10 protein-coding genes are annotated in these 15790 nt (G+C 34.8%); 8 read left to right on the top strand and 2 right to left on the bottom strand.

Going from position 1 to position 15790, the window contains the following annotated elements:
* The first annotated feature begins 25 nt into the window (after window positions 1-25).
* The 8 genes from G6N06_RS08110 (at window position 26) to G6N06_RS08145 (ending at window position 13922) form a co-directional block, all read left to right on the top strand.
* Window positions 26-955, top strand: a complete 930-nt coding sequence (locus G6N06_RS08110) for an ATP-grasp fold amidoligase family protein (protein ID WP_163515715.1) — start codon at window positions 26-28, stop codon at window positions 953-955.
* Window positions 952-2031 (top strand): glycosyltransferase, encoded by a 1080-nt coding sequence (locus G6N06_RS08115; protein WP_163515717.1) that lies wholly within the window; start codon window positions 952-954, stop codon window positions 2029-2031. Before G6N06_RS08110 ends, G6N06_RS08115 begins: the two co-directional genes overlap by 4 nt.
* 507 nt (window positions 2032-2538) lie before the next feature.
* Window positions 2539-3687: a glycosyltransferase gene (locus G6N06_RS08120; protein ID WP_240338013.1), complete on the top strand. Its 1149-nt coding sequence runs from the start codon at window positions 2539-2541 to the stop codon at window positions 3685-3687.
* Window positions 3688-3694: 7 nt separating this feature from the next.
* A complete protein-coding gene (gene asnB, locus G6N06_RS08125) occupies window positions 3695-5596 on the top strand; it encodes an asparagine synthase (glutamine-hydrolyzing) (protein WP_163515719.1) in 1902 nt (633 codons plus the stop codon).
* 9 nt (window positions 5597-5605) lie between these two features.
* Window positions 5606-6757, top strand: a complete 1152-nt coding sequence (locus tag G6N06_RS08130; protein WP_205334743.1) for a glycosyltransferase family 4 protein — start codon at window positions 5606-5608, stop codon at window positions 6755-6757.
* 2 nt (window positions 6758-6759) lie between these two features.
* Entirely contained in the window at window positions 6760-7377 is a 618-nt protein-coding gene (locus tag G6N06_RS08135) for a sugar transferase (RefSeq protein ID WP_163515721.1), read from the top strand.
* A 270-nt stretch (window positions 7378-7647) separates the two neighbouring features.
* Complete coding sequence (locus G6N06_RS08140) at window positions 7648-8628, top strand: polysaccharide deacetylase family protein (protein WP_163515722.1); 981 nt, start codon at window positions 7648-7650, stop codon at window positions 8626-8628.
* Window positions 8629-9380: 752 nt separating this feature from the next.
* Complete coding sequence (locus G6N06_RS08145; protein WP_163515724.1) at window positions 9381-13922, top strand: Ig-like domain-containing protein; 4542 nt, start codon at window positions 9381-9383, stop codon at window positions 13920-13922.
* Window positions 13923-13979: 57 nt separating this feature from the next.
* Here the strand turns inward: G6N06_RS08145 and G6N06_RS08150 are convergent, their stop codons facing one another.
* Both G6N06_RS08150 and G6N06_RS08155 read right to left on the bottom strand, forming a co-directional pair.
* Window positions 13980-14357 carry a hypothetical protein gene (locus G6N06_RS08150; protein ID WP_163515727.1) on the bottom strand — a complete coding sequence of 126 codons (378 nt, stop codon included), beginning with the start codon at window positions 14355-14357 and terminating at the stop codon, window positions 13980-13982.
* Window positions 14358-14359: 2 nt separating this feature from the next.
* Window positions 14360-15559, bottom strand: coding sequence for an alanine dehydrogenase (locus tag G6N06_RS08155; RefSeq protein ID WP_163515729.1), 1200 nt, complete (start codon window positions 15557-15559; stop codon window positions 14360-14362).
* Window positions 15560-15790 lie beyond the last annotated feature (231 nt).

Genomic DNA, 15790 nt, shown 5'->3' on the forward strand with positions numbered 1-15790 from the left:
TGCTAAATAGAATTATAAACTAACCATGAGTAATTTAAGAAAATCAATCTCTGACTTCTATCGAAAATCTGATTTTGGATACACTATTACACGACCCTTTTATAAACTATATGTATTAGGTCTAAAAATTGTTCCTGATAGGATTATCATAAAAAGAAGCTTTAAAAAGCACATGGGATATGCTTTAAATTTAGATAATCCTATAACGTTAAACGAAAAAATTAATTGGCTCAAACTTTACGATAGAAAAGATTTACATGCAATAGTAGCTGATAAATATAAGGTAAGAGCTTATGTTGAAGAAAAGGTAGGTGCTCAATACTTAATACCTTTACTCTATCACACTAAGGACTTTCGCGATATAAGACCGGAGAACCTTCCAGATTCCAACTATATTATTAAAACAAATCATGATAGTTCAGGTGGCGTTATTGTGAGAGAAGGATCTTCCATAGAATGGAATTCAGTTAGAAAACGTTTTAAGCGCCTGTTAAAAGAAAATCACTATTACAGCACCATAGAATGGCAATATAAAAATATTGAACCCCGATTAATTGTTGAAGAATTATTAACATATGAGGATGGTAAGATTCCGGATGACTATAAATTGCATTGTTTTAATGGGAAATTAGCTTTTATAATGATTGATTTTGATCGTCATACGGATAAACGCACAAGAAACTTGTATGATCGAGATTGGAATCTTATTCCTTGCAATTGGGGAAGGCCCTATGGAAAGGACCTTGAGAGACCTAAAAATCTTGAGGAAATGATAATGGTAGCAGAAAAATTAGCCCAAGATTTTATATATATTAGAGTCGATTTATATTTAGTAAAAGGATCAATATTCTTTGGTGAATTGACATTTCATCACGCTTCAGGCTTTCAAAAATTCATTCAAAAAGAATGCGATTATAAATTTGGTGAACTTTTAAAAATAAAAGAATTACAATGAAAAATAAAGTATTTTTTATAATACCAACTTTATTTGCCGGAGGTGCAGAACGTGTAATTTCTTTTGTTGCCGAAAATCTTAATAAGGAAAAGTTTGATGTTAAACTTTATGTGATTGGTTTTGAAAAAGATAGCAAATATGATATCAAGGACCTACCTGTGTACTATCTAAATAAAAGCAGGGTACTCCACGCCTTTATGCCTCTAGTTAAAATTTTAATACAAGAGAGGCCTCAAATAGTGGTGAGTTCCATTTCCCATTTAAATACAATGATGGGTTTAATATCGATATTTTTTCATCGAATAAAATTTGTAGGTCGCCATTCAACCATAAATAAAGTAGCAAAAAAATTTAGGCCAGATAAAAAAAAATCATTGCTTAGTCAATTTGTTGATCTTTACAGTTATGGAACAAAAAAATTAGATTATATAATTTGTCAGTCGACAGATATGAAAACTGATTTTTTAGAAAACTATAATTACAAAACGGACAATATCTGGATAATCCATAACCCAATTACACAAATGGGAGTTCAAAAGACTCTTGTTAGTAATAATGTTAATGGCGTCAAAAGGTTTATTACTATTGGGAGGCTGAGGAAAATAAAGGGACATTTAAGATTATTAGATATTCTAAGTAATTTACAAACGCCCTTTGAATACACCATAATTGGCGATGGTGACTATAAAGATGAGATATTCAATAAAATTGAAGAACTGAAACTTAAAGATCAGATTAACTATATTCAGCATACCAATAATGTTTATGAACATTTAGTTAAGCACGACATGTTCTTGCAAGGTTCCTATTCTGAAGGCTTTCCAAACACATTGCTGGAAAGTTGTACTGTTGGCACACCAGTGATCGCCTTTAACGTGCCGGGAGGAACAAAAGAAATAGTGGAGGACGGTGTCAATGGTTTTTTAGTTAATTCTGAAGAAGAGTTCTTGGAAAAACTTAATGAAACTAAGGAATGGGATCCAAAGACAGTAGCCAAATCTGTTTATAACAAGTTTGGTAAAGAAAAAATACTTAATGAATATGAACAGTTTTTCACCCAAATTTTAAGAAAATAGAAGTCGAAAAACTAAAAACTAAATATTCAAAACACTCGGAATGTCACTGAGAGGCACTGGCCAAGAGTAAGTGATTTGTTTATTGTTTAATGAACTAAGAAAAGGTAGTAATGAAAGTTTGACATGTTTTATAAGGTCGTTCGTTTTTATAAATCATAAGAAGTTGATATAATTGACTTCTCAAGATAAGTATTTTAAAACCCACTTTTGTCTAATTTTATCATTCTTGTTACTTTTCTATATAGAATAATCAAGAACCTCGGGACCCGCCTGACCGGCACGGACGGGCAAGTCTGCCAGGTATGAATTTTAGATCGAGGAAAGCCTCGGGGAATTAAATCCCAATGGTGGGAATGAATAAGAAAGAATTTTTAGAAAAACATGGTAAAGCTTACTTTTTTAAAATTAAAAAACAGAAGGTGGCTTCGATCATGAAAGAACTTAGAAAAGAAAAAAATGATAGAGCCATACGAAACATTGTCTTTCGGCATTTTAAATTAAATTAAATTGAGTAAATCAAAACAAAACTTAAGTATTCTAAGTATAAACCTTGGGAGTGGAGGTGCACAAAAAGTAATTAGTCTTCTTCTAAAAGACTTAATAAAGGATTATAATGTGACATTAGTACTCTTCCATAATACGATTCATTTCCCTATACCTCCAGAAGTTAATGTCGTTTTCCTGTCAGAAAAGGATTCGGAGCGACCGTTCTATTTAAAGGTTATCGACAGTATAAGATTCATCTTTAAATACAATCGCATTTTAAAAAGTGAAAAAATAAATATTTCAATTTCGTTTTTGGCATTTCCAAACCTTATAAATGGTATTATTTCGAGTTTTAATAAATCATTGAAAACAATTATAAGTGAGCGTGGATTCCCATCAGATAATGTAACTAGCAAGCTATCACTCTACATTTCCAAAATATTCTATCCCATATTCTATAATCGGTGTGATAAGCTGTTTTCAAATTCAATACATATCAATAACGATTTAAAGGATAATTTTGGAATTAAGATACCAATGGAAGTTATTTACAATCCCATTGAGATACCAGAAAAAACAATAATACCAACAGCGTTGTACAAAGAAAATCAACCGTTAGAAATTATTACAGCTGGCACTCTAAATACCCGAAAAAATCAAATAATGATCATAAAAGCTTTAAAAGAAATTGAAAACAATGACAAACTTGTTATTTTGGGAGATGGACATTTAAAGGTATTTTTAACCAATGAGATAAGTAAGCTTCAACTTGAAAAGCAGGTATTTCTTAAAGGTGAGGTGAAAAATGTTAATGAATATCTTTTGGAAAGTGATTGCTTCGTTTTGTCATCTTTTACTGAAGGCTTCCCTAACGCTCTTTTGGAGGCCATGGCTATTGGTCTTCCCTGTATTTCTACAAATTGTTTGTCTGGTCCATTAGAATTATTAAATGAAAATAGCAATGTAAACATTGAGAGCGGGGATTTTTTTATAGGGAAATTTGGTTTATTGGTAAACAATAATGATCATGTTGGATTGAGTAAGGCACTTGATTATTATAGAGGTAATCCTGACATAAGAGTAAAATTTAGTGCTCTAAGCTTAGAAAGAGCAAAAGACTATCACTTAGATAGTATTTACAAAAAATTCAATCAATTTTTAATTAATTAAAGTATAGATGTGCGGAATTAATGGAATAATCAATAACAGTAATAAAGAAAAAGGTTTTCTGAAAAGTGAATTGACCAAGATGAATGAGCTCATTTTCCATCGTGGTCCTGATGATGATGGTTTTTATTTTGATTCTTCCGAGTCAGCTTCTGTAGCTATGGCAATGCGTCGCTTATCTATTATAGATTTAAACACTGGAAACCAACCGATATACACCAATGACAAAAACATGGCAATTGTCTTTAATGGTGAAATATATAACTATAGAATTTTAAGACAACAACTCGAAAATGCAGGTGCTACCTTTAAAACTGCAAGTGATACTGAAGTCATCTTAAAGTTGTATGAACACAAGGGGGTTGCGGCATTTAAAGAGCTCGATGGTATGTTTGCATTTAGTATTCACGACAAAACGAAGAATAAAGTAATTATTGCAAGAGACTTTTTTGGCGAGAAACCATTGTACTATACTAAGACAAAAACAGATTTTATTTACGGGTCAGAGTTGAAATCAGTAATAAATTATCTGCCTAATAAGCCCGACATCTGCAGTGAAGGATTAAACCTTTATTTTAGACTAACTTATATACCTGCACCATACTCAATTTATCAAGATATTCTAAAATTACCACCCAATCATTTTATCGATTTCGACCTCTCTTCATACAATTTTACGATTCATGAAATTGAGAAACAAAAACCGATTGTAAAACAAAATATCTCATTTAATGATGCAAAAAAAGAGGTTTACAATGAGGTCATAAAAAGTGTTGAAAGTAGATCTATTGCAGATGTATCCTTAGGTACGTTTTTGTCTGGAGGTGTTGATTCTTCAGTCGTTACACATTGCTTAGCCGAAATTTCGAACGAGAAGATTGAAACCTTTTCTATTGGTTTTGAAAAGAAATCTTTCGACGAAACAGATAAGTCTCAGATTGTTGCAAAACTTGTCAATAGTAACCATCATGAATTTATTGTTAAGGAAGAAGATTTTAAAAATGGAATCGATGAAATTCTATTAAATTTTGATGAACCTTTTGCAGATTCTTCTGCTCTTCCAACTTATTTGGTGTCAAAACATGCCAGCAATTATGTTAAAGTGGCCTTGACTGGAGATGGTGGAGATGAAATGTTTGGAGGTTACAATAAATACTATATGGGTAAACTTAACAACAAATACACTTCTATAGTGCCAAAAAGCATTCACAATCAAATTGTTAAGTTGTCTTCTCAATTGTTAAATACCAAGGACGATAATAGAGGAAAACGTTTTAAACTGAATCGGTTATTAAAAGCTTTTAATTACGATGGTAACCAATATTGGAATATCATATCTTTAGCCTTTACTGACGAAGAAAAATCAAAATTATTAAAAACCAATAGCTTAATTGAAGATACTTTCTCAGAACTGAAAACAAGATATAAACAACATAATCCTAAAAATCTTACCGATTTTAGAATGGTTGACAAAAACGTAAGTCTTGAGGGTGACATGCTTGTTAAAGTAGATAGAACAAGCATGTTAAGTTCTTTAGAATGTAGAGCACCATTTTTAAACAAAGCCATTTGGAATTTAACCAACTCTCTGCCAGAAAATTATTTATTAAAAGGCTGGAACAAGAAATACATACTGAAAGAAGCTTTTGCAGATAAATTTGCACCTGGTTTTTTAGATAAATCCAAACAAGGTTTTGGTGTACCTGTTGGAGACTGGCTGAGAGGCAGTTTGAAGGATGAACTTGAATCTTACATTGAGCCAAAGTTGATAGAATCTCAAGGGGTTTTTAATTCTAATTTTATTATTGAACTGGTTAAAAATCATATTTCGGGTAAAGAAGATAATAGTTTGCGGGTTTGGAGTTTTTATGTCTTTCAAAAATGGTATTTAAATACCTATTCTATCCTTTAAGATTTTATAATGAAGAAAAAAATCATTAGAATAACTACTGTGCCCATATCATTGGCTGTACTCCTGAAAGGTCAACTTAAATATATGAGTAATCATTATGAAGTCATTGGTGTTTCAAGTTTTGGTAGGGAAATTGCTTTAGTAGAAGATCAGGAAAATATTGAAACCCATGTCATAGAAATGACACGTCAGATTTCTCCATTAAAAGATTTAATATCAGCATATAAGTTGTTTAAATTTATAAAAAAAGAAAAGCCGTTCATCGTTCACACACATACGCCAAAAGCTGGAACACTAGGTATGTTGGCTGCTCGTTTGGCCGGAGTTTCTAATAGATTACACACAGTAGCTGGCATGCCTTTATTAGAAGCTACTGGTGCTAAGCGCCAACTGTTAAATATAGTAGAAAAGGTAACTTACGCTAATGCAACTTTGGTTTTACCAAATTCATATGGTTTGAAAAAGATCATAAAAGATCTTAATTTCACCACAGAGAAGAGATTGAGGATTATTGGTAACGGTAGCTCTAATGGCATTGATACGGACTATTTTAATAAATCCAACATCAACCTAAGCCAACGATATAACCTGATGCAACAGCTATCCATTGTTCAGGAGGATTTTGTTTTTGTATATGTGGGAAGATTAGTTGCAGATAAAGGAATCAATGAATTAGTAAGTGCTTTCAACTCTATTTCTAAGACCTATAATAAAATTAAGCTTTTATTGGTTGGGCCATTAGAAACCGAGCTTGATCCACTTAATAATCAAACAATCTTGATAATAGAATCAAACAAAAATATTATCACAGTAGGATGGCAATCAGATGTAAGGCCGTACCTTGCTATTTCAAACGCACTAGTGTTTCCTAGTTATCGCGAAGGTTTTCCTAATGTTGTCATGCAAGCTTGTGCCATGGAATTGGCATGTATTGTCACTGACATCAATGGTTGTAACGAAATAATAACAAATAATAAAAATGGACTTGTAATTCAGCCAAAATCCATAGAAGCACTACAATACGCCATGCAGTTTTTTATTGATAATCCTGTTAAGACAAGCGAATTTGCTTCAGTTGCTCGACCAAACATTTTAGAAAATTATAAAAGAGAGGTTATTTGGAATGAATTATTGAACCTATACAAATCATTAGAAACCTAATTATGTATTCTACTATCTTTAAACGCTTAATTGATTTTGTAGCTGCCTTGGTTGGCCTAATATTTATTTCCCCATTATTTTTGGTGTTAATCACATTATTAAGCATCTCTAATAATGGCAAGCCATTTTTCTACCAACTAAGAGCTGGAAAAAACGGCAGGCTTTTTACAATTATTAAGTTAAAAACCATGAATGACAAAAAGGATGCGAATGGTGAGCTATTGCCCGCTTTAGAAAGAGTTACTAAAATAGGAAATATTTGTAGAAAGTATTCGTTAGATGAAATTCCCCAATTGTTAAACATTTTAAAAGGCGACATGAGCTTAATTGGGCCTCGACCCCTATTGCCTGAGTATTTGGAACTTTACAATGAAGAACAAAGCAGAAGACATGAAGTTATGCCAGGTATAACAGGGTGGGCTCAAATAAATGGTCGCAATGCTATTACTTGGGAACAAAAGTTTGAATATGATGTTTATTACGTGAATAATCAATCTTTTTTGCTAGATGTAAAAATCTTATGGCTGACCTTTTACAAGGTCATTAAAAGAAGTGATATCAACAGTTCAGAAACCGTTGATATGCCAATGTTTACAGGGACAAAAAGCAAAAATGAATAATCATTTGATTTGGAATGCCTGTTTTTTTGGTGAGATTCCTTACGCCCACTCGAAGAAGATATCTATAATTCTAAAAATGGGCAACATGGCATAATACACAATGACTTACCTATTTCATAGGATTTATATGAAATATAAAAAAGATAAACAAACTTAAAGCGAAAAGACAAGCACTTATACATGAAATCAGACTATAAATTAATAATTTCATGGTATATGCTACTTAAAGATGCGAATGCAACTAATTAATTTTCTAAATTATAGTTTTTAATGAAGAATGGGAAATTTGTAATATCACTAGACTTCGAAATGCATTGGGGTTTTTTTGACATTAAAACCCTTGATGAATGCAGATCACAGCTATCAAATATTAGTATGGTAATTGATAAATTGTTGCAATTATCACAACAATACAATACTAGTATAACCTTTGCTACTGTCGGCAAGATGTTTGCCAAAGACAAAAGTGAGGTTTTGAAATACATTCCGGATCGAATGCCAGATTATAGAAACAGCAAACTTAACGCATATAATTTATTGAATAATATAGCTGCAATCGATCAAGAGTTTTATTTCGCTCAAGATTTAATAAAAAAGATTAAAGCAGATACGTTACATGAGATTGGCACGCATACCTTCTGTCACTACTATTGCTATGAAAGCGGACAGAATATAGAAGATTTTAAGGAAGATCTTACCTCAGCTATTGCAATAGCCAACAACTTAGACATTACTATTAAAAGCATTGTTTTTCCCAGAAACCAAGTACAGAAATATTATTTACAAGCATGCGAAGATTTAGGAATAGAAACCTATAGAGGTAACTGCTGGTTTAATTTCAGTAATGATGCCCGAAAACTTAAACTAAAAGAATACGGTCTCCTAGCTATACGAGTGTTAGATACTTATTTTAATATTTCAGGTTCTAATAGCTTCAAGTTAGATGATTATAATAGTAAAAATTCTAAATTAATAAATATACCTGCTAGCCGATTTCTTAGACCTTACCATTCTCAATTAAAGTTTATGGAAGGATTAAAGGTGAATAGAATTAAAAAAGGAATGACTCAAGCTGCCAAACGAAATGAGGTATATCATCTATGGTGGCATCCACACAACTTTGCAAATAATATTGAAGAAAACTTTAAGAATTTTTCAGATATACTTCAGCACTATGCCGCATTAAATACTAAGTATAACTTTGAGAGTATTACAATGCAAAGATTAGGTGAAGATTATAGAAGTTCATAGGGATTCTCAATAATTTAGATGTCTTTTTATTAACATGTGCATATACTCAATTTTAATATGATTAACCTTCTGAGCTTCTAACTTTGGCCGAAAGTCTTTCGAATGAGTATTCCATTTTTCTAAACTTGAATAGCCAATTTTATATTTCTTTATTTTTAATTGACTTAGTTTGAAATTTTAATAAAAATAGTACTCCCTTGTGGATTCATGCTTTTTGTTGAAGCTTTGGAATTGGTTTGACGTGTGATTTTTGAATCACACTTATTTATAAAATACTTGTAATTGCCTTTTTATAGCTAATTTCGGATATCTTTTGATTAAATAAAAAAGCATCAATTTTTAGTTCATTCCCTTAATTTCCTTATATAAAATTTGTTTTCTTAAATTCTTCATGTAAAATAGTTCCAAAAGCTACTATAAGATCTTCTTTGTTGATTTTAATAATTTCAGTGTAGTAGTTTTCTCTTTATTGTTAAAGTTTAGTAATAAACATCCGATATCAAGTTTGACACGTAATTAGAACAGGATATTATGCATTTGGTCGGATTTTTTTAAATTTTTAAGATTAAATAAATAATTAAAAAATTAACAAATCTTTGTTTTATATCAATATATTCTTACAATGTCAGGCGACTTGTCGAATAAATGTGATTTTAAACGCATAACTATAAATAAATTTTTTAGATTAGTCACGAAACCATAAATGAGCAGGCCCTTAGTCACTCAGAACTATTTTACACTTTATGAAAAACATGAATAAACCTACTACAAACCTCTTCAGTATTGCCGTATTTTTTATAATTTTATTTTCTTGTCAGTTTTTGTTAGCTCAACAATTGGCATTTCCTTCTGCTAAAGGTGCTGGTGCATACGTAACAGGTGGGAGGGGTCACGAAGTTTATCACGTGACAAACTTAAATGATGGTGGTGTCGGCTCACTTAGAGATGCTTTATCTAAAAACAATAGAACCATAGTATTTGATATAAGTGGTGTAATTAAGCTTACGAGCTCTTTAAGTGTTGTTAATCGATCAAATATAACTATTGCGGGACAAACAGCCCCTGAGGGTGGAATTACCATCGACGGCGAACGAGTATATTTTGAGAACGTCCAAAATATAATTGTTAGACATATTCGGTTTAAAGGTGGTATTAAATCAACAGCTTATGCAGGTGGTCCAACAAATAGTTTTCAATCTAAGTCTGGTGCATTGAACCAAATATATGACCACTGTACTTTCGCTTTTGGATTTTTTCAGGGCGGATCATGGTATGAAACTAATGGAACTGCCCAGATTAATAATCTTACAGTTCAAAGATGTTTATTTGCTGAAAATGATAGAGGGGCATTATCTGGTTCGGAATCAGGATCTAATGTTCGAGTTGGGAATTATTCCTTTATTTCTAATGCTTTTTATAATGTGTCACATAGAACGCCAAATGCAGGAGGCGATGGAGGAAGAATCGACATAATTAATAATGTAGTATGGTTTATTGCTAATAGATTTACCCAATTGGATGGGAGTGTTAAATTAAATCATTTAGGTAACTATTATAATTATAATAACACCCCTGCAAGTGACCATAGAATGCATATGTTTGAAACTGAAAGAGGCTTGCCTGAGATATATACTAATGGGAATAAATATGTATCTGCGAATATAGGTACTCCATTGACAAGTAGTTTAGCTCAAATTAATGAAAATAACACACTAGCCTTTAAATATTTTGTTGGAAGTAACTATGGAAAACAATTACCGGCTAATCATTTTGTAAATAAACAACATATTTTAAACGGAGAGCCTTTTAAAGTGCTATCCGGTGACGAAGCTCTTATTGACGTTTCTAATAATGTTGGTTGCAATGCAAGACTTAATGCAGATGGAAGCGTAAGTAGTAATTTAGACGTGTTAGATGCTCAATGGTTAAACAATATTAAAAACGGGGTATATACTAAAAGCAGATTACCTCAAAGTCAATGGATTATTCCTCACATACCTTCGGTAAGCAGAGATGGAAATTTTTATAAAAGCAACCCGCACATCCCAGAAATATGGTTTAAAGCCAACGTACCAGATGGCCAAGACCACAACGACATTGCCCCAAGCGGTTATACCTGGTTGGAAGAGTATTTAAATCAGGTGGATCGACCAAAAAATGAGGTTGCCGTTCAAGGCGTTCAAGTAACACCAAGCACAGCTGAATTGGCCGTAGCGGAAACAATTCAATTATCAGCAAGCTTTACACCTTCAAATGCTAGTAATAAAAATGGTACATGGACCTCAAGTGATGCAAGTATAGCTACAGTAAGTTCCAATGGACTCGTAACTGCAGTTTCAGTAGGTGAAGCAACCATAACCTTCAAAAGTGCTGATGGGGGATTCACAGATACAGCTCTCATAAAGGTTTTTCCGGAAGCGCTCCAAGCGAGCGCAGGTATTGACCAACAGATTTGTAAAGGCGAAAGCGCCACACTCACAGCAAGTGGAGGTACAAATTATGTTTGGAATACAGGTGAAACTACAAAAAGTATTGATGTAACCCCAGAGGCTACAACAACATACACGGTGACAGTTTCCGATGACTTCGGTCAATCAGATGAAGCTAGTGTTACGGTTACGGTTAATGATATTCCTACTGCAAATGCAGGAGATGATCAAACCATCTGCAATGGTGAAACAACTACCCTTACGGCCACTGGAGGTACCTCATACCTATGGAGTACAGGGCAAACAACAGCTTCAATAGAAGTTAGTCCGACAACAGATACTGTTTATAGCGTTGAAGTGAGTACAAACGGGTGTTCTAGTACAGATGATGTTAGTGTTTTTGTAAAAGACGCTCCTGTCCTTTCAATCACTGGAAATTTGACTATTGTTGAAGGTAAGACAACGACACTTACGGTCAGTGGAAGCGACAACTACCTATGGAATACTGGCGGGAGTTCTGAATCTATTACTGTGAGTCCAGAAGTTACAACCACATATTCAGTCAGCTCTAATGGTCCACATGGCTGCTCTAGTAATGCCTCTGTAACTGTAACCGTAGTTAAACAAGTTATAGCCAATGCCGGCCAAGATGTAGATATCTGTGCGGGCTCTAGTACAACCTTAACTGCTACAGGTGGTGATACATATCTATGGAGTACAGGGGCTACATCCGAAAGTATTGAGGTAAATCCAAATGCAACCACCACTTATTCAGTGACTGTATATGATAGTACCAAAACGAGTTCTGACACAGATGAAGTCGTTGTTACAGTTAATCCTCTCCCAATTGTGGATGCAGGAAGCGGCAGTACCATTGACTCTGGTGAAAGTGTTACATTAACCGCCACAGGTGCCACTTCCTATATATGGAGTACTGGTGCCTCGACAGCAAGTATTACTGTGTCTCCCAATGCAACCAGGACTTATACTGTTACTGGAACAAGTAATGGCTGCGAAGCTACGGATACAGTAAAAGTAACCGTAAGAAATACTGTAGAAGTTATAGCTGATGCAGGTGCAGATCAAAGCATTTGTGCTGGTTCAAGTGCAACCTTAACGGCTACTGGAGGCTCTACCTATTTATGGAATACAGGAGCTACCACGGCAAGCATTACAATAAGTCCGAGTTCAACCACCACTTATTCCGTGACGGCTTTTGATAGTTCAGGTAAATTTTCAGATACGGACGAGGTCAAAGTAACAGTCAACGCACTCCCAGCTGTTGATGCTGGAAGCAATATCACGATCAATTCAGGAGAAAGTGCTACGTTGACCGCTACAGGTGCTACTAGTTATAAGTGGAGTACTGGTGCTACGAGTGCGAGTATTACTGTGAGTCCTACAACGACCAGAACTTATACTGTAACTGGAACGAGAAATGGTTGTGAAGTTACAGATACTGTGAGGGTTACCGTTTTGAATCCTGTGCAGGTTATTGCCAATGCCGGAGCAGACCAAAGCATTTGTGCTGGTTCAAGTGTAACCTTAACGGCTACTGGAGGTTCTACCTATTTATGGAGTACCGGAGCTACTACGGCAAGCATTACGATAAGTCCGAGTACGACTACCACATATTCAGTTACAGCTTTTGATAGTACTGGTAAATATTCAGATACGGATGAGGTCAAAGTAACCGTCAACCCAGTGCCGACCGTTTCTGCAGGCAAAAATATCACGATTACTTCGGGAGAAAGTACCACCTTAACCGCATCGGGAGCAACTACTTATAAGTGGAGCACGGGTGCCACTAGTGCGAGTATTACCGTGAGCCCCACGGCGACTAGAACTTACACCGTAACAGGAACAAAAAACGGATGTGAGGCTACAGCCACAGTAAAGGTTACAGTTGAGAATCCTCAAGTAGTAGTGGCTCGAGCCGGAGGAAATAAAGATATTTGTCAAGGTACGCCAGTTACATTGACAGCTTCAGGTGGAGATCGCTATTTATGGAGTACAGGAGAAAAGACCGCAAGTATAACGGTGAATCCTAAAACAACGACCAAGTATTCTGTTACAGCATATATTGGTGAGGCCTCCGGAACGGATGAAGCTGTCGTGACTGTTAGTCCTAAGCCCAATGTTACTATCATTAATGGTTCCGAAGCTGCGATTCTTAAAGGTGAGTTTATTACCTTATCAGCACAAGGAGCTAATCGCTACAAGTGGAGTAATGGTGCAACACAACCGAATATTGCGGTTCGTCCAACGAAAACTCAAACTTATGATGTCGTTGGATATATTAATGATTGTTCTTCTGAAAAATCAATTAAAGTCAATGTTTTTGAGAAAATAGTTGCTGATGCTGGTGAAGATGTCGCTATTTGCCTTAACGAAAGCACGGTATTGACCGCAAGAGGTCCAGCCAATAGTGAATATTTGTGGAGCACTGGGGAAACTACTAAAAGTATTACGGTTAATCCAGATAAGGACACTGAATACTCAGTGATGGTGTACCATGCTTTAGATTCTGATACAGACAATGTTATGGTAAGTGTTCGTAATTGTGAAACTTCTCAGATTGTGGATGATAATGCAACAATAGAAGATGATACTGCCTTAGAGTTTCTGATTCATCCAAATCCGACTTATGGCGATGTCCATATAAAAATATCAGGACTGTCTAACGTCTCTAGCATCCACCTATATGACCTTTCGGGTAAATCACTATATAACGAAGAAATTAATACAAATGATCAACAGAGTTATAATAAAACACTCAACTTAGCGAATTTTGCTTCTGGCATTTATTTATTGCAATTGGTCGATAATCTAAGAGTGATCACTAAAAAGATAGTATTGAGATAAATCAGTTTAAAAAAACTTTGAAGATTCACTGAGCCATGGAAATTTTTCGTGGCTCAGTTATTTTTTATAGGGGACGATAGATTCTATAGTTGCTAAGGAATCACAATTTTTAACTTGCAATTTGAATTTTTGTTTTTTATAGCTGTTTTCTATAATATACGTCTTGCAAGTTTCATTTTTGGTGTCGCTTTCCGAAAAGTTGACATTACCATGTTTGATCATATCAGAAACAACGAGAGTGTCCATTTCAAATGAACGCATCGCAAATAAGGCATCTTCCGAATATGATTTTTGTTTTAGTGAGATGTTTTTTGTCGTCCTTGCGTTGGGACCATAGGCACACGAAGTTTTCTTTCCGCTTAAAAAAAAGAACAGAATAATTAAACCTATGGAAAAGCCGCCTAAATAATAGCCGACACGATGGATAAATTTCATTATTAAAAAATTAAAAGATTGACGTCACTGTATTTTAAGTCAAACCAATTGGCAACCAATTTGCTTGTTAATATACCGTGGTAAAAGTACAATCCATTTTTTAAACCCCGATCAAAACGAAGTGCATTTTCAATTCCGCCATCTTCTCCAATTTTCAAAAGATAGGGTGTAAACATATTACTTATTGATACAGAGGCTGTTCGGGAATATCGTGCAGGAATATTTGGAACACAATAATGAACAATTCCGTTATATTCAAAGGTTGGTTTATCATGGGTAGTGACCTCACTGGTTTCAAAACAACCTCCCATGTCAATACTTACATCAATTATAACGGCTCCAGTTTTCATACAGTCTACCATAGCTTCAGTAACTACAACGGGAGCTCTGTTGGTACCCCTTACCGCCCCAATGGCCACATCACAACGTTTCAAGGCCTTGATCAGGTTTTTAGGTTGGAGCGTAGATGTGTAGAGCGTCCGACCTAAATGGGATTGGACCGATCTTAATTTGGTAATGGAATTATCAAAAATCTTAACATTTGCACCCATGCCAATGGCAGAACGGGCAGCAAATTCTCCCACTGTTCCGGCGCCAATAATAACAACTTCGGTTGGTGGTACGCCGCTGATATTTCCAAACATCAATCCATTGCCACCATTAATGTTCGACAACAATTCGGCTGCAATAAGAATGGAGGCTGTTCCTGCAATTTCGCTCAATGACCGAACTGCTGGGTAAGAGCCGTCGTCGTCTTTTATAAATTCGAATGCCAAAGCCGTTATGCGCTTGGTGGCCAAAGTTTCAAAATATTTTTTGCTTTGTGTTTTTAATTGCAGCGCTGAGATCAATAAGGTCTGAGGGTTGATGAGTTTAATTTCATCTAAAGAAGGCGGTTCAACCTTCAATATGATAGGGCAGGAGTACACTTTGGCGGTATCCTTGGTTATTTCGGCACCCGCCTCGCTATAGGTTCTGTCTTTAAAGTTGGCACCATCGCCAGCTCCAGCTTCAATCATGACCCGATGGCCGTTGGAAACTAAGGCAGATACAGCGTCAGGAGTTAAGCAGACACGCTTCTCCTGAAAATAGGTTTCTTTGGGAATACCAATAAAAAGATTTCCCTTTTTTTTGAAAATTTCCAGAGTTTCTTCCTGAGGAAGCAATTGTTCCCGGGTAAAAGGAGAAATGGATTTGCTCATTTGACTTTGAAATAAGCACTGAAATTACAAATAATTTTTCGATTTGAAATACCTAATTAAAATTAATCGAAATTGGATATTATCGATGTTTGGAGGAATTTCGCTGCTCTGAATAAATGTTTCATAGGCCTAAAGAGGTTTGCGGAAAAATAATAAATGGGCATAGAAAACCTATGAGTCCGTTTGAATGTGAATTGTAGCTGCTGATACTAATTCTGTCCACACTTTAGA

It is taken from the genome of Gelidibacter japonicus (assembly GCF_010725055.1).
GTDB classification, from domain to species: domain Bacteria; phylum Bacteroidota; class Bacteroidia; order Flavobacteriales; family Flavobacteriaceae; genus Gelidibacter; species Gelidibacter japonicus.

Coding starts and splice junctions, on each gene's coding strand:
- G6N06_RS08140 (WP_163515722.1), top strand. CDS start 7,648: ATGAAGAATGGGAAATTTGTAATATCACTAGACTTCGAAATGCATTGG.
- G6N06_RS08150 (WP_163515727.1), bottom strand. CDS start 14,357: ATGAAATTTATCCATCGTGTCGGCTATTATTTAGGCGGCTTTTCCATA.
- G6N06_RS08130 (WP_205334743.1), top strand. CDS start 5,606: ATGAAGAAAAAAATCATTAGAATAACTACTGTGCCCATATCATTGGCT.
- G6N06_RS08145 (WP_163515724.1), top strand. CDS start 9,381: ATGAATAAACCTACTACAAACCTCTTCAGTATTGCCGTATTTTTTATA.
- G6N06_RS08135 (WP_163515721.1), top strand. CDS start 6,760: ATGTATTCTACTATCTTTAAACGCTTAATTGATTTTGTAGCTGCCTTG.
- G6N06_RS08115 (WP_163515717.1), top strand. CDS start 952: ATGAAAAATAAAGTATTTTTTATAATACCAACTTTATTTGCCGGAGGT.
- G6N06_RS08155 (WP_163515729.1), bottom strand. CDS start 15,559: ATGAGCAAATCCATTTCTCCTTTTACCCGGGAACAATTGCTTCCTCAG.
- G6N06_RS08110 (WP_163515715.1), top strand. CDS start 26: ATGAGTAATTTAAGAAAATCAATCTCTGACTTCTATCGAAAATCTGAT.
- asnB (WP_163515719.1), top strand. CDS start 3,695: ATGTGCGGAATTAATGGAATAATCAATAACAGTAATAAAGAAAAAGGT.